Below are 20,264 nucleotides of genomic sequence, written 5' to 3' on the forward strand. Positions count from 1 at the left end.
TCCTGATGAAATCCGATAGTGCCCGGCCCGGAACTTTCTTTTCTACATTCTGGAGTCAATCATGCAAGCCCAATCCGAAACCTTGACGGTAGATACCGCCGAATCCGTGGCTGTGCTCGAATCCCACTTCGGTAACGAGCAGCCCATCGTGACCGTGCCGTATTCCAGCCTGCGACCGTCGCCACTCAATGCGCGCACGAAACCCCTGTCGGGCATTCCCGGTCTCGCCGCCAATATCCGGGCGAAGGGTCTGTTGCAAAACCTTGTCGTCCACGAGATAAAGGCATCGCGCGGCAGACAGCGCAAATACGGCGTGTGCGCCGGTCAGCGCCGCGAGGCTGCCCTCGACCTTCTGTTCGAACAGAAAGACATCGCAGCCGACTACCCGGTCCCCGTACGGATTGTCAGCGAAGGCGAAGCCCTCGCCATCTCCCTGATCGAGAACACCGAGCGCGAAGGACTCGATCCTTTCGACGTGCTGCGCGCATACCGGATGCTAGCCGAGGAAGGGAGAAGCGTCGATTACATCGCCGCACTCTTTTCCGCCTCGCGGCTCACGGTCAAACGGCGCATGAAGCTCGCTAATGTATCCCCAAAACTGTTGACCCTGTTGCGGAAGGACGCGATCACGCTCGACCAGCTTGCCGCACTCGCCCTCGCGGACAACCATGAAACGCAGGAAAACATCTGGTTCGATGCGAACGAGTGGCAGCGCCAGCCCAACTATCTGCGGCAGGCCATCACGCGTGCCGAAATCGACGCGAGCCGCAGCCGTCTTGTGCGCTTCATTGGCCTCGACACCTACGAAGCAGCGGGTGGCTATGTACGCCGTGACCTCTTCAGCGACGACGGGAATGCGGGCTACGTTGCCGATGCCGAACTGCTGCAGCGGCTCGTCGCGCAGAAGCTCGACGCGGCGGCAGAAGAAGTACGCGCCGAGGGTTGGGGCTGGACAGAAACCCGAGTCGAGCGTGACATGCTGGAGCTTAACCGCTACGGCAAGCTGCGCCCCCTCCAGCGCCCCTTGACGGACGACGAGCAGCGTGAAATGGATGCGCTTACCGCAGAGCAGGATGAACTGGCCGGGAAGCTGGAGGCACTGTCCGAGGACGACGAAAATGCCTATGAGGAAGCCAACCGCCTCGATGCTGAAATCGAACGGGTCAACGCCGCGATCGTCGCACTCGAGAGCCGCGCTCTCGTGTGGGATACACAGCAGATGGCGGAGGCGGGCGCGTTCGTGATCATCGATCCGCAGGGAAAACTGCTCGTCGAGCGCGGTCTCGTGCGGCGCGAGAACAGTGCGGCACTTGACGCGGCCGGTGCAACGGTCACCGGCACGCCGCAGGCGGAAGCTGCGGACCCGGCAGACGGTCCTGTTCCGAAGCTCAAGCCGGTCCACAGCGCGAAACTCTGCCAGCGACTCACCGCGCACCGCACCGTCGCCATCCACGCCGAAATGGTCACGCAGCCCGCCGTCGCGCTCGCCGCCCTGTTGCGGCATCTCGTTCCGCAGGCGCTACCTGAGCACTACGGTTACACGTCCGCGCCTGACTATCTGGCGTTATCGGGCGACAACAATCGCGACAGCCTGCTGCGAGCGGCGGACGACCTGCCCACCAGCGCCGCATGGAGCGCGATTGAGGTACAACGCGCCCGGTGGGCCGCCGAGTTGCCCGCGAAACGCACCGACCTGTTGCCGTGGCTCGCGAAGCAGGATCCCGGCACGACGCTGCTTGACCTGCTTGCCTTCTGCACCGGCACCCTGCTCGACGGCATCGTGGGCGAGGAAAAGCCGCAGGCGATCAGCGCGCTCGCGGGCGCGCTGAATTTGGACATGACCCGGTACTGGACGCCGACCCGTACCGCGTACTTCGATCATGTCAGTAAGGCGCGCATCGGGGAAGTCGTGTCCGCAGCCGTGTCGCCCAGGGTTGCGGCCGACCTCGGGAAGATGAATAAGGCCGACGCTGCTGCCGCAGCCGAACTGCGTCTGGCGAAGGTCGCGTGGCTCCCGGAAATCCTCACCGATACAGAAATCCCGGTCACGCCGTCATGGGAGCACGACGACGACGAGGATGGGAACACCGGGGCGGACGAACACGGCCCGGACACCGGCGACGGGTCCGACGACGTGCAGGACGACGACGGCGCCGCCGAGCCCGGGAGCAATCACAGTGGCATCAACAACACGGCTTGCGATGGGGCCGTGGCTCCCGCCGCGGCCGGCGCGCAGCCGCCGTGGCCCTTCCCGACCGCTGCTGGCCTCGCACACGCTTCATGACGCCCTCGCGCTCATGAAAGGTGACACCAACGACGCATGACCCGTGCGGGCAGACGGTAAGCCGTCTGCCCGCATCATATGACGACCGGAGTAGCTACCAGCCAGCCCACCCGCTGTCGCCGCGAGCAGAATAACGATCAGCGCCCAGACCACCAGTGCGCGGAACGCCTTCCTCATACGTCGCGCGGCAATCTGGTCGACCTTCGCGGCACGCGCCGCCGCTGCGCTCATCTCCTGTTCAAACAGAGCTACCGCTTCGTCAAGTTGCTGCCGGTGTTCGCGAGCCGCGACGGCTACCGCGCCCACCACGCGGTTTCCCGCGATGCGGGCAATCCGGTCAGCCGCGCGCCCCGCCTGCGCAACCAACGCCTGTTCATTCAGTGCCGCGAGGGTCGTGCGATACCTCGCCTCGTGTTCAACGGCCATGCGTTCCGCGAGTTCGATGGTCGCCTTGCAGCGCGCGAGCGCGTCGCGGTGCTGCGCCATCAAAGCGTCCGTTGCCTCACGTGCCTCATCCCGCACTGCGTCCAGATTGCCCTTGCCTGCCTGCTGGATGCGCTCCGGCATCGCCTCGTAAAGCCGAGCATAGTATTCGAGCACAGCCAGCACCGACCAGAGCGCATCATTGTCGCGCAGGTTCAGGGCCGTAGAGACCCGACGCATGCGTAGCAGGCTCGCGTCGTCCGGCTTCTCCCCGGTCACGTCGTAAAAGAGCCGGGCGAGCGGATCGACAGGACGTCCGCGCCGCGCCCGCCGCTCAGGCATTGCCCGTCACCCCGGCGAACATCGCGTCATAGAGCGCCCGCCAGCGCAGCAGTTCCGCGCGCTGCCCGATGGGCAGCGACTCCGCCGCCTTGCGAATTGACAGGCGCTGACTGCGCAGATCGTCCGCCACGCGATCCGCGAGTTCGGGAAAGTCGAGCGACCTCCCCTTTGCCTCGACACTCTTGCGGATTTTCGAGTCCTGATACAGCACGAACCTGTCCGGTGTGCCGTAATGGCCATTGCGCACGACGTGCGTCATTGCGTCAGGGAAGGTTTCACCGAACTGTCGCAGCAGTTCCAGACTGTCGCGCTGCCGGTTGATCACCCAGAACACGACAAGTCGCCTGCCAAGCTCGCCCAGCGTACTGGACAGCGTCGCGCCGTAGCGCGCAACGCCATCCTGGTTACGCGCTGCTGTGCTGACCACCACTACTGCGTCGCGATGCTCGTCGCAATAGTTCACGAAATTGATCCATCCTTCAGCCTCGTCCAGATCGAACGCGGCGCAATCAATCTCGCCTTGCACGGCCTTCATCACGTCGGGGTTTGACGTGTCGTTCTCAACCAGCACGGGCTTCACGCCGCGCCGCTGCAGATGATCGACCAGCGCGAGCGCGACGAGGCTCTTGCCAACGCCGCCCTTGCCACCACCCACTAGATAAATGGGATTGACTGCCGTATCCATCTCGACTCCTCTACAGATCGTCGGTGTCGGGCCGGATCGCAAATCCGAGTGCACCCTGCACTGGCCCGGATTGCGGTCTGGCTTCCGTCTTTCCCCCATCCTTGCGAACATGCTTTGTCTGAGACGTCGCATCCCGCGCCCGCGATTGCGCCGTAAACACCTTCTCAGCACCGGGCGCGCGTGCACCTGATGCTGGCCGCGCAACACCACCTGCGCTACCGCCTTTCCCGGTCGAGCGCAGTGCATAGCGAATCGTCCCAGCCGTGATGTCGAGCCCTTGCTGCTGCGCCTGCTCCGCGATCTGCTCCAGCGTATAGCCCTTCGCCTGCGCAGTCCTCACGCGCACACGCATGTCCTTCATCGCATCGCGCACCGTCACGCCACGTTCGGTATCCGGCTTCTCCGGCAGCTCGTCGAGTGCGCGACCAAACGCCTCCCATTGCGACTTCGTATAGACCTTCGCAACAGGCATCGTTACCCTCCTGAACATCGGCTACGCTTCGCTGTGACACCATCGTGCGCACGTCCTGAGCACGCGTCAACACGGTTTTTGCGCACGACTTGCCCGCGCAGGAACACACCAGCAGCGAAGGGAATGTAGGAGAACAACGCACTTTTTTTGCGAATGTGGTGCGCGCGCGACACGCTTCACCAACGCATTTAGGAGCGCCGGGGTAGCGCTTGCCGTTCACTCCGGAGACCGTCACCTTGACGCCGGATTGTGGTTTCGGCTGTATCACATGTAGGCACGCCGACTGTACACGCCTAGCCGGGAGCTGCTCATGGTGTTTCGCTATCGTCTGCGCGTTCGATGCTTGCCCCATAGCGCACCGCTTGAATCGCACCGTCCACATCCTTTCACTCGTTACGAGCGTTGCATAGGCTCCCAGCACACTCTCTCGTTTTGTATTTTCGTGCGCCGCGCGAAGCACATCGATCAGCACATATACCCAGCAAACCATTCGAATTTTTGTGAGCACCCAACGCACGGCAGCGCGCACACTTCACACATTGGGTTCGCCACTGGTTCACAGTTCATGACGCACTGGTTGCGCGTCCTTAACACATCGTTTTACGCAATGCGTTGACTCAGGCACAACCCCACGTCGCATCGTCATCGCAAGGACAACGCACGCCGTTCTCCACGGCACCATCGGCCGTTTACTCGAAGGCAGAAACTTCTGCGCACGGGGTTTACTCTGGACCACAAAAAATGCACAGAAAACAAGGGATGGCAGGATTGGCTTACGCCGGTTTTGGGCGACGTGCAGGACGATAATTTATATCGCACAAAATTGAGGGCGCGACAAAATATCGAAGCGCCCCTTTTGAATGGGTCAAAGGACTGCGGAGCAGTCGTTCAAATGAATCGGTGAACCCATAGCGAGCGGCTGATGGTGGCCGAGCACGGGCAATGGCGAACGCACCAAAGCGACCCCTATGCGTAGATCGCAACTATGCGTAGATCGCAACTATGCGTAGATCGTCATAAAACCGGCACGAAACCCTATCTATTTAAAGCACGTGGGTGAACATCGCTCTGCATAGTATTGACCTAATCGCGGCGCGTTCGTAGCGGACTCACGCGCACAGAAGCGATAGTGGCAATGGCTCGTACATTGGGAATTTCACAACACGTTCGCTTACCGGGCAAGCGAGCCGGTGCGTTGCACGCACCGGCACGATTCGCGTGACGGCGCCGGGGATGGTACTGACGGACTTCGTTGCGTTGGGCCAGGAGTGTCGTTCCGCGTGACCGCCGAAAACTATGTCAAGCATAGTAAAAGGTGGGCTGTCGTCTGGTAAGCCCGCTCGGCGTTCAGCGACTGCGGCGCGAATATCTATGCCTAGTTGTGATCTATGCATAGTGGTCGCTATGTAAAGCTTTGCATAGCGACCCATTGCTGTCGGTCGTCTTCTGCAATCCAATGTCCGCTTTCGTTTGCGAGGCGGTCGCTCATCTTGGTGCATCGTCAACAGATCGTGTGCGACGAAACCGTCAGCTTTCTCCTTTCGCCGTTCATCAACAATTCCGGGCACCCACGAATCAGGCATCAAAGGCATTGACGGGGCCAATGAAATCCAGCTTCTTGAGGTCCACGCCATTCGTGCGCAAAATCGCATAAGCCATGGATACATGGAAGTAGATATTTTGGATCACGATCTGCAGCAGATAGTTTTCGCCAGTTAGCTTACCTGGCACCCAGGATACTTTTACGATCTGACTGGCAGCGTCAGCGTACCGGTCTACCGCCACGCTTTGAGCAAAGTCGATCGTCTTGCGGATGCGTGCACGCGCTTCATCAAGGGTCCGCTCATTGTCTTCGTGCCGCGGGGGTTGCTGCCCTGAAAGCCAGGCGGCGCCGCCCTTCAGATAGTCGCAAGCGCTTTGTATCTGATAGAGCAACCCGCCCATGTCGGGAGCGAGACGCGTCGACAATAGAACGGCGACATCAAATTTCTTCGCCTCCGCGAAGCGCTCCGCCTTGTCGAGAAAAGTTTCCATGGTTTTTACTGCTTGCACGCATTGGGCGATAGCCTGTGCATACATCGGGACCTCCAGCAATATGTGTGTTCGTCAAGTCATGCGTTGATACAAGAGCGCAGGACTTCCCATACAATACCGCGACCTAACCCATGTGAGCGAACGCGTTGGACCGACTGGAAGCCATGGAAATGCTGCTGACCGCCGTGGACAGGGGAAGCCTGTCGGCGGCAGCACGCGAACTGAAGATCCCGGTGAGCACCCTCACCCGCAAGGTTGCTGATCTCGAGGAACTGCTCGGGACCCGATTGCTGATACGAACCACGCGAAAGCTGACACTGACCGACGCGGGCATGTCATACGTCGCGGCGGCCCGACGCATTCTCGACCTCGTGCGAGAACAGGAGCGCGAGGCCACCGGCGAGTTCGCGACCGCGAAAGGTGAGCTGGTCGTGACTGCACCCGTGCAGCTGGGCCGTCTGCATGTTTTGCCCGTCATCAATCAGTTCCTGTCGCAGTATCCGGACATCACCGTTCGGCTCCTTCTCTCCGATCGAAACATCGACCTCATCGATTCGCACGCCGATCTCGCGTTGCGGATCGGAGAACTCGCGGATAGCAGCATGATCGCCACGCGCATCGGTTCGTTGCGCCCGATCGTCTGCGCAAGTCCGGCCTTTCTTGCCAACCATCCGCCGCCGCGCGAACCCGACGATCTCGTGAAATATTCATGCGTCGTCTTCAATAGCCCCTATCTGTCGCCGTGGCGCTTCCGCCTTCCCGCAACGAGCAAGACCTATGTGCTCGGCGTAAAGCCGCGCCTCGAGGTCACCACGCCCGACGCTGCCGTCAGCGCTGCCGTGGACAACGCAGGCATCACCTACGTATTCGAGCACGATGCCGATGAAGCGCTCCGTAACGGGCAGCTCGAGATACTCCTGCCACAGTTCGAGATCGAGCCCGTGCCGGTCCATCTGGTTCATGTGTCCAGAAATCTGATGGCCATCAAACTGCGGCATTTCATCGACTTCGCGGCACCCAAACTCAGGCAATCGCTTTCGCGATTCGGAAAGCAGAAGCGACACTAGCGCCTCCGGTTCCCTTCAGATTCACGACTCGTCAATCTCGTCACCGAGCACCCGATCATTCCGGTTCTCGATAACGCCCCGCGTCGCCTTCGTTGCACCCGGACCGACAGCGAACCGCACGTCCCGGTACGTCAGCGCTTGCCCGCCCGTCGCCCGAACTTCCACGGTCTCCACGGCACTCCCACTCGCATGCTCGACCAGGGTGATCGGCGGCTTTCCATTTGGCCTTAGCCACTTGTCGCCCCATTGCATGAGCGCGACCAGCACCGGATATAAATCCGCCCCTTTCGAGGTGAGGCGGTAACCAAACGTGTTCGCGCGTTCCGCGACCGGGAAGCGTTCAAGGATATCCAGTTCGATCAAACGTTCGAGCCGGGCCGTGAGGACATTGCGGGCGATACCGAGCCCGCTCTGAAATTCGTCGAAGCGCGTGCTGCCTTGCGTGCACTCGCGAACGATCAGTAGCGTCCACCACTCGCCTACCTCGTCGAGGGCGCGAGCGATCGAACAGTCCATTCCATCGAAGCGTTTTCTATACATGATGGGACATATCCTAGCGCAAGTTGCGTCACGCAACTTAACCGGATTGTGGGGAACAGCTTCCCGGTTTCAGCCAGTAGTGTGACGCAACGGTGTTGTCTATAGTTGCGTCACGAAACTTATCCGGCAGTCGTTCACGGGGAAGTCTCCCGGGAACGCGGCCAGATTCTGGACTACGCGGCTTTCTTTATATGAGAAAGCAAAGATTGATGGATCTGACGGGCGAGGCGGGCCACAACCCTCTGTTGTATAGCCTGTTTTTATAATTAGGAATGCCATGAATACTGAAATTGATCAGACCGAGACGAGAGTGGCGACGCCCGCCAACCCGACGTCGTCCGGCTCCCTTCGATGGGTCGTCAAAGGTGTCGCAGCGACTGTGATCGTGGCGATCGCGGCCACGGCTGCTCACATGCACTGGTCGAGTGCAGCGCCCGTCGTCGTACCGCCGCCTCCGTCGGTTGCCATCAGCGCACCGTTGCAGCGTGACATCGAAGGCCGGCTCGGGTTTCTTGGGCAGTTCTCGGCCGTGAATCGCGTCGAGTTGCGCGCGCAGGTCGGCGGCACGCTCGTGAAGATCAATTTCAAGGACGGCGACATCGTGCATAAGGGCGACGTCCTGTTCGAGATCGATCCTGAGCCGTATCAGATCAAGCTGAGCCAGGCGACGGCCGGACTCGAATCCGCGAATGCGCGGCTGGCGCTCGCCACGCGCGAGCTTGCCCGGGCGCAGGAACTGCAGCGTTCTGAGGCGGGCACGGTCGAGAACGTCGATCAGAAAGTCGCTGAACAACGTGCCGCTCAAGCGGCTGTCGACAACGCCAATGCACTCGTTCGCGACGCCCGGTTCGACCTGGATCGCTGCAAGATCACGGCACCGTTTACCGGGCGCATCGGCACACACCTCGTCTCGACGGGCAATCTGGTATCCGGCAGCCGCGCCGGCAGCGGCCCCACGACGCTGCTCGCGACCATCGTTTCGCTGGACCCGATCTACCTGGATTTCGACATTAGCGAAAACGACTACGCCGCCTTCCAGCGTTCTCGTGGAAACCAGAAAGGACCACTCGCAGACGCAGTGAAGATTTCGCCGACAGGCGACAGCGACTATGCGCGCACCGGCACCCTCAACTTTATCGACAACACGCTCGATCGTTCGAGCGGAACGATTCATGCCCGCGCGACGATTCCCAATAGCGACCTGTCGCTGACACCCGGTGGCTTCGCACGCCTGCGGCTGGCAACGACTGCACCGCAACCGGCATTGCTCGTCCCCGATGCCGCCGTACTCCAGGATCAAACGGACCACATGGTGTACGTCGTCGGAGACGATAACGTGGCCTCGCCCCGAAAAGTCGAGATCGGCGACCTTCGAGGTGGCCTGCGCGTCATCCGATCCGGACTTGCCGCAACCGACCGGGTCGTAATCGACGGCATTCCTTCTGTTCGTCCCGGCGCGAAGATTTCTCCCCGCGCGGGAGCGATTCAGTTCTCGGCGGAGCACGGTGGCCAAGGAGCCGAATCATGAAACTGACTCACTTCTTTATCGAGCACCCGCGCTTTGCGGCGGTGCTCAACATATTCGCGGTGTTGATCGGTCTGGCAACCATGGTGAAGCTGCCCGTCGCTCAATATCCGAACATCGTTCCCACGACCATTCAGATCACGACTTCGTACCCCGGTGCATCGGCCGACACGATTGCACGCACGGTCGCCACGCCGCTCGAGCAGTCCGTCAATGGCGTCGAGAACATGGATTACATTTCGAGCCAGTCGACCAGCAACGGTCAGTTGACGATCACGGTGATCTTCAAGGTCGGAACCGATCCGAATACCGCGCTTTTGCTGACACGTAGCCGCGTCGAAGACACGCTGTCGCGCCTGCCTGCCGAAGTGCAGTTGCAGGGCGTCCAGGTGAAAAAGACTATCCAGGCGCTGCTGCTCGGCGTTCACGTGTATTCACCCGACGGCTCGCGCAGCCCTGAATACTTGTCGAATTACATGCTCAAGGTCCGCGATCAGATCGCGCGTCTGCCGGGCGTGTCGGACTTTCAGTTGTTCGGCGAACGGCAGTACGCGATGCGCATCTGGATCGATCCGGACAAGGCAGCCTCGTACAACATCAGCGCGAATGAAATACTGGCAGCGCTTCGCGCGCAGAACGCCGCCGTCTCGGCAGGTGTGCTCAACCAGCCGCCTGTATCGAACAATGGCACAGGTGCCTATCAGATCAATATCGACGCGCTTGGCCGTCTGACGACACCCGAACAGTTTGGCGACGTCGTCGTCAAGTCCGATACGCAGGGACGTCTGACGCGCATTCGCGATATCGGCCGTGTGGAGCTCGGCTCGGTGGACTACGGCTCCAAGGCTTACGCTGACAGGTATGCCGCCACGCCGTGGTTCGTCATTGCCACGCCCGATGCAAACGTGGTGCAGGTCGAGCACGACGTGTGGGCCAAAATGGCCGGGCTGAAGAAGAGCTTCCCGCCCGGCGTCGACTACATCAAGATCTACGACCCGACTACCTTCGTATCCCAATCGATCGAAGAGGTCGCGAAAACCATCGGCATTGCGATTCTGCTGGTGGTTGGTGTGGTGTATCTGTTCCTGCAGAACTGGCGCGCCACGATCATCCCGGTTGTCGCGATTCCGGTGTCTCTGGTCGGTACGTTCGCGATCCTTTCGCTGTTCGGCGCGTCCATCAATAACCTTTCGTTGTTCGGACTCGTTCTGGCCGTCGGGATTGTCGTGGACGATGCGATCGTCGTGGTCGAGAACGTCGAACGGAATATGGCGCTCGGCATGTCGCCGAAAGAAGCCGCTCATCGAACGATGAACGAGGTTTCGACGGCCATTATCGCCATCGCCCTCACATTGTGTGCGGTGTTCGGCCCCACTGCGCTGATGTCCGGCATCTCGGGGCTGTTCTTCAAGCAGTTCGCGATTACGATCGCCGCGTCCACCGTCATCTCGTGCTTCGTCTCGCTTACGCTGAGCCCGGCTCTGTGTGCGGTGCTTCTCAAGCCGCACGAGATGGAAAAGTCCCGCGGCGGATCGACCGCGATGGGGCGCCTCCATCACGCGATTTTCGGCCGGTTCAATGCGTCGTTCGAATGGCTGTCGTCGCGCTACGGAAGGATGACGGGGCGCGCCGTGCGTGCGACCACCGTGATGCTGATCGTCTACGTGGGCCTGATTGGGGCAACTGCGTTGCAGATGTCGAGAATGCCGACCGGCTTCATTCCGGAACAGGACATCGGCTATCAGGCGGTAATTGCGTTCCTTCCTCCGGGCGCCAGTCTCGAACGCACCGACAAGGTGATTCGCGAAATCAACGACATCGTGCTCGATACGCCCGGACTCAAGGGCGTAACACACACGTCGCCTGTGTCGGGCCTCGACGTCACGACGGGCACGATTGCGCCCAACGTCGGCACGCTTTTCTACGGGCTGCCTTCGCTGTATGGCAAGCATGTCCCCGGCGTCAATGCGGCGTCGATGCTGGTCGAACTCCGCAAGCGTGTCGCGGGTGTCAAGGATGCGGTGGTCATCGTGATCAATCCGCCGCCCGTGCAAGGGCTGGGCGCGGCAGGCGGCTTCAAGCTGATGCTGGAAGACCGTGGCGGACTCGGCCCGCAAGCGCTCGCCGACGCGTCACGTGCGCTCGTGGCTGCAGCCAACAAGGACAAGGTATTCGGTGGTGTCTTCACGCTTTACAACGCGGGCGCGCCATCAGTCTATGCGGACATTGACCGCCTGAAGGCGGAAAAGATCGGGCTCACGCCCACCGATGTGTTCTCCACGATGGATCTATACCTTGGCTCGCAGTACGTGAACGACTTCAACTTCATGGGCCGCACGTACCAGGTACGCGTTCAGGGCGATGAAGCATTCCGCCGGACACCCGAAGACATCGGACGGCTCAAGGTGCGCAACTCGACTGGCGATATGGTGCCGATCAGCAGCGTAGCGACGTTCAAAAACACGACCCAGCCGTATCGCGTGCCGCGCTACAACATGTATCCCGCAGCGGAAATCATGGGTGCAGCCGGTCCCGGATATTCGTCGGGCGACGCCATCCAGCACATGGAACAGCTCGCAGCGCAGGTGCTTCCGAACGGCATCACATACGAATGGACCGATCTCGCTCACCAGCAGAAAGAGCAGACCATGTCGCCGCTCGTGATCTTTGCTGCCTCGGCACTGTTCGTGTTCCTCGTGCTTGCTGCGCAGTATGAAAGCTGGAAGACGCCTCTCGCGATCGTGCTGATCGTGCCGATGTGTCTGCTCGCCGCAGCGATCGGTCTGAACGTGCGCGGCATGCCGATCGACATTCTTGCGCAGATCGGCTTCGTGGTGCTCGTCGGACTGGCCGCGAAGAACGCCATTCTCATCGTCGAGTTCGCCAGACAGCGCCAGGAGGAAGACGGTGTCGATGCGGAGGACGCCGCCACCCATGCGGCACATGTGCGGTTGCGTCCTATCCTGATGACGTCGTTTGCGTTTATCGCGGGCGTGGCACCGCTCGCCATTGCCAGCGGCGCCGGCTCGGAAATGCGGCAATCGCTCGGCACAACGGTGTTCTTCGGCATGCTCGGCGTGACGCTCTTCGGGCTCGCATTCACCCCTGCGTTTTACGCCTTCGTTCGCAAACTCGGCATCAGGAGCGCGCCTGTTTTGCGGAAACTCGGTAGTGGAGAAGTGGAATGAACGGCTTCGTATCCAGAACTTCGAAAGCGATCACCGGCAGTCTGATTGTCAGCGCAATGCTTGCGGGCTGTGCGGTCGGGCCCGACTACGTTGCGCCTCACACCGAGATGGCGCCGTTTCACAACGCGAAGGTCGTCGCCGACCGGCAAACGACGTTGCCCGCCCCGAACCTCGATAGCTGGTGGAAGGGCTTCAATGATCCCGAACTGGTCAAGGTGGTGCAACGGGCGCTGGATCAAAACCTGAGCCTCCAGGCTGCGATCGCACGCGTCGCGCAATCACGCGCCGCGGCTCAGGCGACCGGCGCCCGCCTGCTTCCGACAGTCGATGCCAATGGGTCGTACACGGCATTACACCAGAGCACACAAAGTCCGCTTGGCACGATTGCGAGCGCGTTTCCCAACTACAGCCGCGACCAGAAGGAGTATGTCGCCGGTGCAACGGCAAGCTGGGAAATCGATCTGGCGGGCGGCCTGCGGCGCGCGCATGCGGCGGCCACCGACGAAGAGCAGGCCGCCGAGGCCTCTCAACTCGGCACGCGCGTGACGGTTGCCGCCGACGCAGCCGACGCTTACCTGCAAATCAGAGCGCTGCAGGCGCAACTGGCCGTCACCCAGGACCAGGTCGATACCGATGCGCGTCTGCTGGAACTCGTGAAAGCGCGTAAACAGGCGGGCGCATCGGATGAACGCGAGGTGGCGCAGGCTGAAGCCCTGTTGCTTCAGGCACGTGCCACCGTTCCGAGCTTGCGCGTGTCGCTCGAAGCGCAATTGAACCGGCTCGACGTGCTGATGGGCGCCCAGCCGGGGACCTTTGCGGCAGAACTCGGCACGAACGCGGGTGTGATTCCGGACGTGCCCGCCATCGGCAGCGCGGATCAACCCGTCGACGTGCTGCGGCGGCGCCCGGACATCATCGCTGCCGAACGCCACCTGGCGGCTTCCAACGAAGCGATCGGCGCAGCAATTGCCGATTACTACCCGAAGATTTCGCTCTCGGGCGCCCTGGGATTCGACAGCATTTCAGCCAGTCACTTTCTTAGCGCGAAGTCGTTCCAGCCAATCGGCACGGGTGCGCTGCAGTGGCGTCTGTTCGATTTCGGCAAGGTGGACGCCGAGGTCAAGAATGCGCGCGGCGCTTATGCGGAAGCGTTGGCGGAGTATCGGGAGGCCGCCCTCAAGGCAACCGAAGACGTCGAAGACGCGTTGATGACGCTTTCGCAAACAGAGATTCGCGCGCAGGAAATTGAACAGGAAGTCGCCGCGTTGACGAAGGCGCGCGATCTGTCGGAGAAAGCGTATCGCGCGGGTTCGATCACGCTCACCGATGTGCTCGACGCCGACCGGCAACTGCTCGATGCGCGCGACGATCTCGATGCGACGAAGGCAGACGCTGCCCGCGCCGCGGTGAGAACGTTCCGCTCGCTCGGTGGCGGATGGGACGCCTCGCATCAGCACCTCGCGCAGACGAAGTGACCCGGCGCACGACTTAACCGGTTTATGGGGAACAGCTTCCTGCTTTCGGCTCGTAGTGCGATGCAGTCGGTTTCCCTATAGTTTCATCACGAGACTTAATTCGTAATCTTTCTGGAGAAGCCGACATGGATCGCCGCCTTCTAACACTCTCACTCGGTATGTTTGCGCTGGGCACCGACAGCTTTGTTTTCGCTGGCATCCTACCTGAAATCGCGCACTCGTTTGGCGTCAGCATCGGCGCTGCTGGCCAACTGATCAGCGTCTACGCGCTGAGCTATGCCCTGCTCGGTCCGACCATCGCAGCGCTTGCTGCGAACGTTCCACGCAAGCGTCTGCTGCTCAGCGGCATCGGATTGTTCGTCATCGCCAATCTCGGCACTATCGTGGCGCCGAATCTCGGCATCGCATTGGCCACGCGCGCTTTCGCAGGCCTTGGTGCAGCGATGTTCTCGCCGACTGCCAGCGGAACGGGCGCGTCACTGGTGCCGCCGGAGCGTCGCGGGTACGCGTTGTCCATCATCGTGGCGGGACTGACGACCGCTACCGCGCTGGGTTCGCCCATAGGTGCCGTGATCGGCGGGCTCGCGAGCTGGCACTGGACGCTGGTGCTCGTTGCCGCGCTCGGTGCAGCCGCGTTCGCCGGTATCGTGGCATTCCTGCCTGACGTGCCGTTGCCGCCGGCCATCTCGCTGCGTGAGCGCCTGTCTCCCCTGACGGACTCGCGCGTCGGACTCACGCTCACGACGACTGTGCTTGCACAGATCGGCACCTTCATCATCTTTAGCTACTTCTCCGTTGTGTTCGATCGTGCGGTCGGCCACAGCGCCCTGGTGCTGGGTGGATTGCTTGTCCTCTGGGGACTGGCAGGAACCTTCTCGAATCTGCTGACAGGACGGATACTAGACAAGATCGGTTCGCACAAAGTCGTGCTGATCAAGCTCTCCATCGTCGCAATCGTCATCCTCACCATGCCGATCACCGGCGCACATCTTTGGAGTGCAGCGATTGCGGTGACGATATGGGGCGCTTGTGCATGGGGTGTGCTGGTACCGCAACAGTTCCGTCTCGCAAGCCTGAATCCGCCGATGACGGCTGTGCTCGTCGGTCTCAACACTTCTGCGACCTATGTAGGTGTGTCAATCGCTGGGGCGCTCGGTGCTGCTGTGATCCCGGTCATCGGCAGCCATAACCTCGGCTACCTCTCCAGCATTCCCGTGGTCATCGCGATCCTTGTCTCCGGGCTCGCGACGCGCCGCATCGCATCGTTTGCAAAAACAGCAAAAGACGCTGTAGCGGCTTGAGTTTCCATTTCCGTTCAAGGAAAAAGCAATGTCTAACGTAAATACATTCCGTCAGTTGCACGATAATTCGGTCCCGCTCCGCTTGCCGAACGCGTGGGATGCCGGAAGTGCACGTCTCATTGAATCGCTGGGTGCACCCGCCATCGCCACGACAAGCGCAGGTTTTGCCTGGGCATTGGGCTATCCGGACGGCCGCGTACTGCCTTTCGATGAGGTCGTCGCTTCTGTTCGGCGTATCGTCCGCGTGCTGAATGTGCCTTTGTCGGTCGATATCGAGAATGGCTATTCCGACGACCCAAAGACCGTTGCGGACCACGTCATGCAACTGGTGGATCTCGGCATCGCCGGCATCAATATCGAAGACGGCTCAGACCCGGCATCGCTTCTCGCCTTGAAGATCGAGGCGATCAAAAATGCGCTGATGAAGTCGGGTTCCGATCTCTTCGTCAACGCACGCTCCGACGTCTTTCTTGCAGGCCTCGCTGAAAAGTCGAAGCAGCCAGAAGAGGCGATTGCTCGCGGCAAGCTGTATGCATTGGCCGGCGCGGATGGACTTTTCCTGCCGGCCCTCGTGCAGTCATCCGATATCGAAATGATTGCGGGCGCGACGCCTTTGCCTCTTAACGTCATGGCCGTGCCAGGACTCGCCGATGCAGCGGCGCTCGGCAAGCTCGGCGTGCGCCGGTTGAGCGCGGGCAGCGGCGTCTCGCAGGTCGTGCTCGGCAAGGCGAGGGCCCTCGCGCAGGACTTTCTGAACGACGGCCGTTCCGAAACGCTCGCTAGCAATCCCTTGCCGTACACCGAAATCCAGAACCTTTTCGCCGGACCAATCCAGCGATGAGCAAAACACGTATCGCGAAGGCTCGATCGTCGACATCCGCTCAAACTTCTTTCACCACTGAACACTCAAGGAGAGTTTCATGAACCTCAAAGGCAAACGCGCGCTCGTCACCGGGGCAAGTCGGGGCATCGGCGCTGCAATCGCAAATGCACTGGCGGCCGCCGGCGCGGATGTGGCAATCACCTATGAAAAATCGGCGGAACAGGCCGCGCGCGTCGTCAAGGCGATCGAAGCGGTAGGCCGACGCGGCGTCGCAATCCAGGCAGATAGCGCAAACGCATCGGCCGTGCAGGCATCCGTACAGAAGACGGTCGAAGCGTTGGGCGGGCTCGATATCCTCGTGAACAACGCCGGCATTCTGCGCATGGGCGACGTCAAGGATATGTCCATCGAAGACATCGACGCGACGCTCAACGTCAATGTGCGTGCACCGATCGTGGCCGCCCAAGCCGCCATCCCGCACCTCGGTGCGGGAGGACGGATCATTTCGATCGGCAGTTACTTCGCCGACCGCGTCCCGGCCTCGCTGCTTGGTGTCTACGCCGGCTCAAAATCAGCGCTCGTTGCATTCACGCAAGGTCTCGCGAGAGAACTCGGCCCGCGAGGCATTACCGCAAACGTCGTGCAGCCTGGCTCAATCAACACAGATATGAATCCGGTCGACGGTCCGTTCGCGCCGACGATGAAATCGCTGACCGCGACGGGCGATTACGGCACGGGCGAGGACATTGCGCAAGCAGTCGTGTTTCTCGCGAGCGCCAATGCCGGCTATGTCACGGGCACCACGCTTACCGTCGACGGTGGAGCGAATGCTTAAGGGTTGAGACAGATGTCGAGGGGAGCTTGCACCCGAGGTCCGGCCCGACGGTCGCATCCGACTACTCCTCCGCCGCTACGGCGTCGCGTCAAGGTCTGATCGATGCGACGAAGCGGTCATTCGCGCACGAATCTTGAGCGGCTGCATTTGGCCGGCAAGCGCCCGCTCGCCGACCGACCTGGTTCAGATTCCGGTTTGCTCAACCATCTCGACTGCATCGTCGACTTCAATACCGAGGTAGCGCACAGTGCCCTTAAACTTATCGACTGCGGACTATAGGTTGGAAATGGAGCAATGTATTTCATCGACCACACACGTCAAAACAACTCCGCCTAACGACTCCGCGAGATGCCGGCGTTCAAATCGCGTACTAAACTACAATCTAAATTCCCGGCGAGAACACGACTCGCCAAGTTTTGGTAAAGCCAAGCCTAGGTGATGTCGTCCTCGTAACGCCTAGCACTCGAAGAACCGTAGACGCCCCATGCTGACGTTCCTTTACAACAAAAGCGACACTGACAACCATCTGACCGCCATCTCCGGCTTCCTGGCCGACGCTGAGAACGTGTTCATCTGCTCCGGCCATCTGAAGGCTGGCGGGGTCGAGATCCTCTCTGACGCGCTTAAGCAGGCCGTCGCGCGTGGCGCGCGGATCATCATGTATTCAAACGTGGGGGACGGTGACACTCAACCGCGTGCGATCTCCGCGCTGAAAAAGCTCGGAGTTGAACACATCCTCGTTAAGGATTTCTTCCTGCACACGAAGCTGTATCTTTTCGAGTCCGGCGAAAATTTCACGGCGATCACTGGCTCGGCAAACATCACCCGTAACGCGCTCACGACGAATGAAGAATTCTCGGCAGTGGTCAGAGGACGCAAGGAAGACGATCAGCATCGCGACCTGACCGCATACGCCGCATATCTTGACGCCCGGTGCCGCAGCGCCCGCGCTCCTGCTTCTGCGAAGAGTCGGCGCTGCAAAGGCCCAAAAACGACCTCGAGCACTGCGGTGGCGACATGAAAGTATATCTTGACGATCTCCGCCCGGCGCCAGAAGGCTGGAAACGCGTCTACTGGCCCGACGAAGCAATCGCGCTTCTTGAGACAGGCGATGTCGAAGAGCTGAGCCTCGACCACGACCTCGGCAACGATGTGCGCGGCACCGGCTATGACGTGCTGGTATGGATCGAAGAAGCCGTCGCGCTGCGCGGATTCAAGCCGCCCAATCTGCGTGTCCACTCGGCCAATCCGGCGGCCGCAGTTCGGATGCAGGAAGGCATTGCCGCGATCCTGCGATTGGCTAACCGCTCATAAGATGCGGCGAGCGGCTAAAACCGACCCGAAGGCCTGAGTCGACGAGGGAGCCATGCGAAACTCCTGCGTCTTACGGAGGTCTTGCCATTCATCGCAGACGCCCTCTCACACAATCGAGGCAAATGAAGGATCTGTCCGCACCCCGGATCCTTGCATGAATGCTCCCGAGATCAGGATTTAGACGCCTTTCCAAAACCCAATTTTTCCATTGCCTCGTGAGCGTCGATCACCATGCTTGCAATCTCACCGACCGTTACACGCAAACTTGTTGCCCGTGAGCGCATGTGCTCATATGCATCGTTTTCAGCCAGTCGATGCGCATCCATCAGAATGCGGATCGCCTTCTCGACGTGGCGCCGTGACTTGATTGCCTCCTCAAGCTTGCCGATCTTTCCTTGCAGACGCTGCTGATAACCGCACGACGCGCGCGCCAGCACCAGTGTGCTGAGAATCCCGTTAGAGCGGTAAGGCTTCGTGATTACGCCATGCGCCTGCGTGTCGACGAGCATTTTCAGCGCAGTCGGGTTTTCGTAGTCGGACAAGGCAACGAGCGTTGCATCGGTATCGGCTGCGCTCCAGTTACCAGCACTGCGAAGCTCAGGCCCAACCAGAAAGAAAATCACGTCCGCATCTTTGGGCAGTTGCGCCGGAAACGGCCAGATCAACTTGACGGGACAACCAATCCGGCGCAGTTGCTCCTCAAGGACGGTACGGTCCTCGCCGGCTGGATGAATCACAACCACCTGCAACGTACGCAAATCATCGAAGAGTCGTCGCGCGCCCGAGTTCATGCTGTTTCTCCATCCAGCCAGAACTCTGCAAAGCCGTACGCAGTGAGATACGGATCCGGCCGCACCGGCTGACGGCTTTCCCAAACCACCTTGAACGAACCGTCTGGCTGACAGACGGCAATGCGAGGCGTGAGGATCGCATGATTGTTTTCACGATCAATCCTGAGCACCCCTTCCGGTGAGTCGAAGTCGACTTCGTGCACGGCTTCGACGAGTTTCGCCGTGTTGAGGCTGCGCGTGCGCGCGAGCGCCCGTGCAAACAGATGGACCTGGTTGTAAGCCATTTCGGACCACATGCTGGCAGGCTGGTCGCCGAAACGCGCGCGCCACGCTTCAAGGAAGCGCCGGTTGCCATCGTAATCCACGGTGTTGACGTAGCTGGAAGAAAGGATATGCCCGCTGCAAAGTTCGGAGCCGATCATTCGCGTCTCGCCCTCGGTCATCGTCAGGCTGGCAATCGGGATATGAGCTGGATCGATGCCCCGTTCGCGGTACAACTGGTAAAACGCGCGTGCGCTGCGCCCGACCAGCGTCGAGAACACGACATCCGGCTCGACCGCCTTGATTTCATCGACAACCGCCGCCAGTGCAGAAGGATCGGCGTCGATTGGCAGATAGAGTTCCTCGACGATTTCCCCGCCATTGTGTTCGACCATGTCGCGCATGATCCGATTCGATTCGCGCGGATAGATGTAGTCGGCACCGACGAGAAATAATCGTCGACCACAGTGACGAAGCAGCCACGCCGCGAGCTGCATACTGTTCTGGTTCGGCACGGCTCCCGTATAAATGATGTTCGGCGAATATTCGAACCCTTCGTAGATCGAGCAGTACCACAGCAACGCGTTGTTGCGCTCGATCACCGGCAGCACGGCCTTCCGGCTCGAAGACGTCGAGCATCCGAAGATCACGGTGACATCGTCTTCCTGCAGCATGCGTGTCGCGAGACGCCGGAATTCGTCCACGTCGCACTTTGGATCGTAGACAACGGGATCGAGCAAGCCGCCCGCGACGCCGCCTGCCGCATTGATCTCCTCGATTGCTAGTACCGTTCCGTAAAAGTGCTCGGTTTCGGTCGCGGCCGTTGCACCCGCGCGCGAAAACAGCACGCCGATGCGCCAGCCGGGCTCGTTGCTCAGGACGGGGCTTGTGTTCATGAGCGTTC

Annotated in this window: 17 protein-coding genes; 10 read left to right on the forward strand and 7 right to left on the reverse strand. The window is 60.6% G+C overall.

Features of this window, described 5'->3' with window-relative positions:
- Positions 1–61 precede the first annotated feature (61 nt).
- Positions 62–2,284 (forward strand): ParB/Srx family N-terminal domain-containing protein, encoded by a 2,223-nt coding sequence (locus B0G75_RS29075; RefSeq protein WP_106313491.1) that lies wholly within the window; start codon positions 62–64, stop codon positions 2,282–2,284.
- Here the strand turns inward: B0G75_RS29075 and B0G75_RS29080 are convergent.
- From B0G75_RS29080 to B0G75_RS29095, 4 genes are all read right to left on the reverse strand, one after another.
- Complete coding sequence (locus B0G75_RS29080) at positions 2,279–3,049, reverse strand: hypothetical protein (RefSeq protein WP_106313492.1); 771 nt, start codon at positions 3,047–3,049, stop codon at positions 2,279–2,281. The two genes, B0G75_RS29075 and B0G75_RS29080, sit on opposite strands and share 6 nt — an antisense overlap.
- Complete coding sequence (locus tag B0G75_RS29085) at positions 3,042–3,734, reverse strand: protein mobD (RefSeq protein WP_106313493.1); 693 nt, start codon at positions 3,732–3,734, stop codon at positions 3,042–3,044. The genes B0G75_RS29080 and B0G75_RS29085 overlap by 8 nt, the downstream gene beginning before the upstream one ends.
- 10 nt (positions 3,735–3,744) lie before the next feature.
- Complete coding sequence (locus B0G75_RS29090) at positions 3,745–4,206, reverse strand: hypothetical protein (RefSeq protein WP_106313494.1); 462 nt, start codon at positions 4,204–4,206, stop codon at positions 3,745–3,747.
- 1,575 nt (positions 4,207–5,781) lie between these two features.
- Positions 5,782–6,285, reverse strand: a complete 504-nt coding sequence (locus B0G75_RS29095) for a DUF1993 family protein (protein WP_106313495.1) — start codon at positions 6,283–6,285, stop codon at positions 5,782–5,784.
- 119 nt (positions 6,286–6,404) lie between these two features.
- Between B0G75_RS29095 and B0G75_RS29100 the strand changes: the two genes are divergently transcribed.
- The gene (locus B0G75_RS29100; protein ID WP_258194753.1) at positions 6,405–7,307 is read left to right on the forward strand and encodes a LysR family transcriptional regulator; all 903 of its coding nucleotides are present in this window, start codon (positions 6,405–6,407) and stop codon (positions 7,305–7,307) included.
- 21 nt (positions 7,308–7,328) lie between these two features.
- Here the strand turns inward: B0G75_RS29100 and B0G75_RS29105 are convergent, their stop codons facing one another.
- Positions 7,329–7,847 carry a helix-turn-helix domain-containing protein gene (locus B0G75_RS29105; RefSeq protein ID WP_106313497.1) on the reverse strand — a complete coding sequence of 173 codons (519 nt, stop codon included), beginning with the start codon at positions 7,845–7,847 and terminating at the stop codon, positions 7,329–7,331.
- Positions 7,848–8,259: 412 nt separating this feature from the next.
- On the opposite strand from B0G75_RS29105, the gene B0G75_RS29110 reads away from it, so the two are divergent.
- The 8 genes from B0G75_RS29110 (at position 8,260) to B0G75_RS29145 (ending at position 18,308) form a co-directional block, all read left to right on the forward strand.
- Entirely contained in the window at positions 8,260–9,375 is a 1,116-nt protein-coding gene (locus B0G75_RS29110; RefSeq protein ID WP_258194769.1) for an efflux RND transporter periplasmic adaptor subunit, read from the forward strand.
- Entirely contained in the window at positions 9,372–12,560 is a 3,189-nt protein-coding gene (locus B0G75_RS29115; protein ID WP_106313499.1) for an efflux RND transporter permease subunit, read from the forward strand. The genes B0G75_RS29110 and B0G75_RS29115 overlap by 4 nt, the downstream gene beginning before the upstream one ends.
- The gene (locus tag B0G75_RS29120; protein WP_106313500.1) at positions 12,557–14,035 is read left to right on the forward strand and encodes an efflux transporter outer membrane subunit; all 1,479 of its coding nucleotides are present in this window, start codon (positions 12,557–12,559) and stop codon (positions 14,033–14,035) included. Before B0G75_RS29115 ends, B0G75_RS29120 begins: the two co-directional genes overlap by 4 nt.
- A 125-nt stretch (positions 14,036–14,160) precedes the next feature.
- Positions 14,161–15,336: an MFS transporter gene (locus tag B0G75_RS29125; RefSeq protein WP_106313501.1), complete on the forward strand. Its 1,176-nt coding sequence runs from the start codon at positions 14,161–14,163 to the stop codon at positions 15,334–15,336.
- A 28-nt stretch (positions 15,337–15,364) separates the two neighbouring features.
- Positions 15,365–16,177, forward strand: a complete 813-nt coding sequence (locus B0G75_RS29130) for an isocitrate lyase/phosphoenolpyruvate mutase family protein (protein WP_106313502.1) — start codon at positions 15,365–15,367, stop codon at positions 16,175–16,177.
- Positions 16,178–16,256: 79 nt separating this feature from the next.
- Positions 16,257–16,994 carry an SDR family oxidoreductase gene (locus B0G75_RS29135; protein ID WP_106313503.1) on the forward strand — a complete coding sequence of 246 codons (738 nt, stop codon included), beginning with the start codon at positions 16,257–16,259 and terminating at the stop codon, positions 16,992–16,994.
- Between the two features lie 484 nt (positions 16,995–17,478).
- Positions 17,479–18,015 (forward strand): phospholipase D-like domain-containing protein, encoded by a 537-nt coding sequence (locus tag B0G75_RS29140; protein WP_106313504.1) that lies wholly within the window; start codon positions 17,479–17,481, stop codon positions 18,013–18,015.
- Positions 18,012–18,308 carry a cyclic-phosphate processing receiver domain-containing protein gene (locus B0G75_RS29145; RefSeq protein ID WP_106313505.1) on the forward strand — a complete coding sequence of 99 codons (297 nt, stop codon included), beginning with the start codon at positions 18,012–18,014 and terminating at the stop codon, positions 18,306–18,308. Before B0G75_RS29140 ends, B0G75_RS29145 begins: the two co-directional genes overlap by 4 nt.
- A 170-nt stretch (positions 18,309–18,478) precedes the next feature.
- On the opposite strand, the gene B0G75_RS29150 is transcribed toward B0G75_RS29145, so the two are convergent.
- On the reverse strand, positions 18,479–19,099 hold the full coding sequence (locus B0G75_RS29150) for an ANTAR domain-containing response regulator (RefSeq protein WP_106313506.1): 621 nt from the start codon (positions 19,097–19,099) through the stop codon (positions 18,479–18,481).
- Positions 19,096–20,256, reverse strand: a complete 1,161-nt coding sequence (locus B0G75_RS29155; RefSeq protein WP_106313507.1) for a transporter substrate-binding domain-containing protein — start codon at positions 20,254–20,256, stop codon at positions 19,096–19,098. Before B0G75_RS29155 ends, B0G75_RS29150 begins: the two co-directional genes overlap by 4 nt.
- Positions 20,257–20,264 lie beyond the last annotated feature (8 nt).

Source organism: Paraburkholderia sp. BL18I3N2, from assembly GCF_003001875.1.
Lineage (GTDB): Bacteria > Pseudomonadota > Gammaproteobacteria > Burkholderiales > Burkholderiaceae > Paraburkholderia > Paraburkholderia phytofirmans.

What these genes read in the sequence shown, in the direction of transcription:
- B0G75_RS29075 (WP_106313491.1), top strand. Translation starts at nt 62, where the DNA reads ATGCAAGCCCAATCCGAAACCTTGACGGTAGATACCGCCGAATCCGTG.
- B0G75_RS29080 (WP_106313492.1), bottom strand. Translation starts at nt 3,049, where the DNA reads ATGCCTGAGCGGCGGGCGCGGCGCGGACGTCCTGTCGATCCGCTCGCC.
- B0G75_RS29085 (WP_106313493.1), bottom strand. Translation starts at nt 3,734, where the DNA reads ATGGATACGGCAGTCAATCCCATTTATCTAGTGGGTGGTGGCAAGGGC.
- B0G75_RS29090 (WP_106313494.1), bottom strand. Translation starts at nt 4,206, where the DNA reads ATGCCTGTTGCGAAGGTCTATACGAAGTCGCAATGGGAGGCGTTTGGT.
- B0G75_RS29095 (WP_106313495.1), bottom strand. Translation starts at nt 6,285, where the DNA reads ATGTATGCACAGGCTATCGCCCAATGCGTGCAAGCAGTAAAAACCATG.
- B0G75_RS29100 (WP_258194753.1), top strand. Translation starts at nt 6,405, where the DNA reads ATGGAAATGCTGCTGACCGCCGTGGACAGGGGAAGCCTGTCGGCGGCA.
- B0G75_RS29105 (WP_106313497.1), bottom strand. Translation starts at nt 7,847, where the DNA reads ATGTATAGAAAACGCTTCGATGGAATGGACTGTTCGATCGCTCGCGCC.
- B0G75_RS29110 (WP_258194769.1), top strand. Translation starts at nt 8,260, where the DNA reads ATGCACTGGTCGAGTGCAGCGCCCGTCGTCGTACCGCCGCCTCCGTCG.
- B0G75_RS29115 (WP_106313499.1), top strand. Translation starts at nt 9,372, where the DNA reads ATGAAACTGACTCACTTCTTTATCGAGCACCCGCGCTTTGCGGCGGTG.
- B0G75_RS29120 (WP_106313500.1), top strand. Translation starts at nt 12,557, where the DNA reads ATGAACGGCTTCGTATCCAGAACTTCGAAAGCGATCACCGGCAGTCTG.
- B0G75_RS29125 (WP_106313501.1), top strand. Translation starts at nt 14,161, where the DNA reads ATGGATCGCCGCCTTCTAACACTCTCACTCGGTATGTTTGCGCTGGGC.
- B0G75_RS29130 (WP_106313502.1), top strand. Translation starts at nt 15,365, where the DNA reads ATGTCTAACGTAAATACATTCCGTCAGTTGCACGATAATTCGGTCCCG.
- B0G75_RS29135 (WP_106313503.1), top strand. Translation starts at nt 16,257, where the DNA reads ATGAACCTCAAAGGCAAACGCGCGCTCGTCACCGGGGCAAGTCGGGGC.
- B0G75_RS29140 (WP_106313504.1), top strand. Translation starts at nt 17,479, where the DNA reads ATGCTGACGTTCCTTTACAACAAAAGCGACACTGACAACCATCTGACC.
- B0G75_RS29145 (WP_106313505.1), top strand. Translation starts at nt 18,012, where the DNA reads ATGAAAGTATATCTTGACGATCTCCGCCCGGCGCCAGAAGGCTGGAAA.
- B0G75_RS29150 (WP_106313506.1), bottom strand. Translation starts at nt 19,099, where the DNA reads ATGAACTCGGGCGCGCGACGACTCTTCGATGATTTGCGTACGTTGCAG.
- B0G75_RS29155 (WP_106313507.1), bottom strand. Translation starts at nt 20,256, where the DNA reads ATGAACACAAGCCCCGTCCTGAGCAACGAGCCCGGCTGGCGCATCGGC.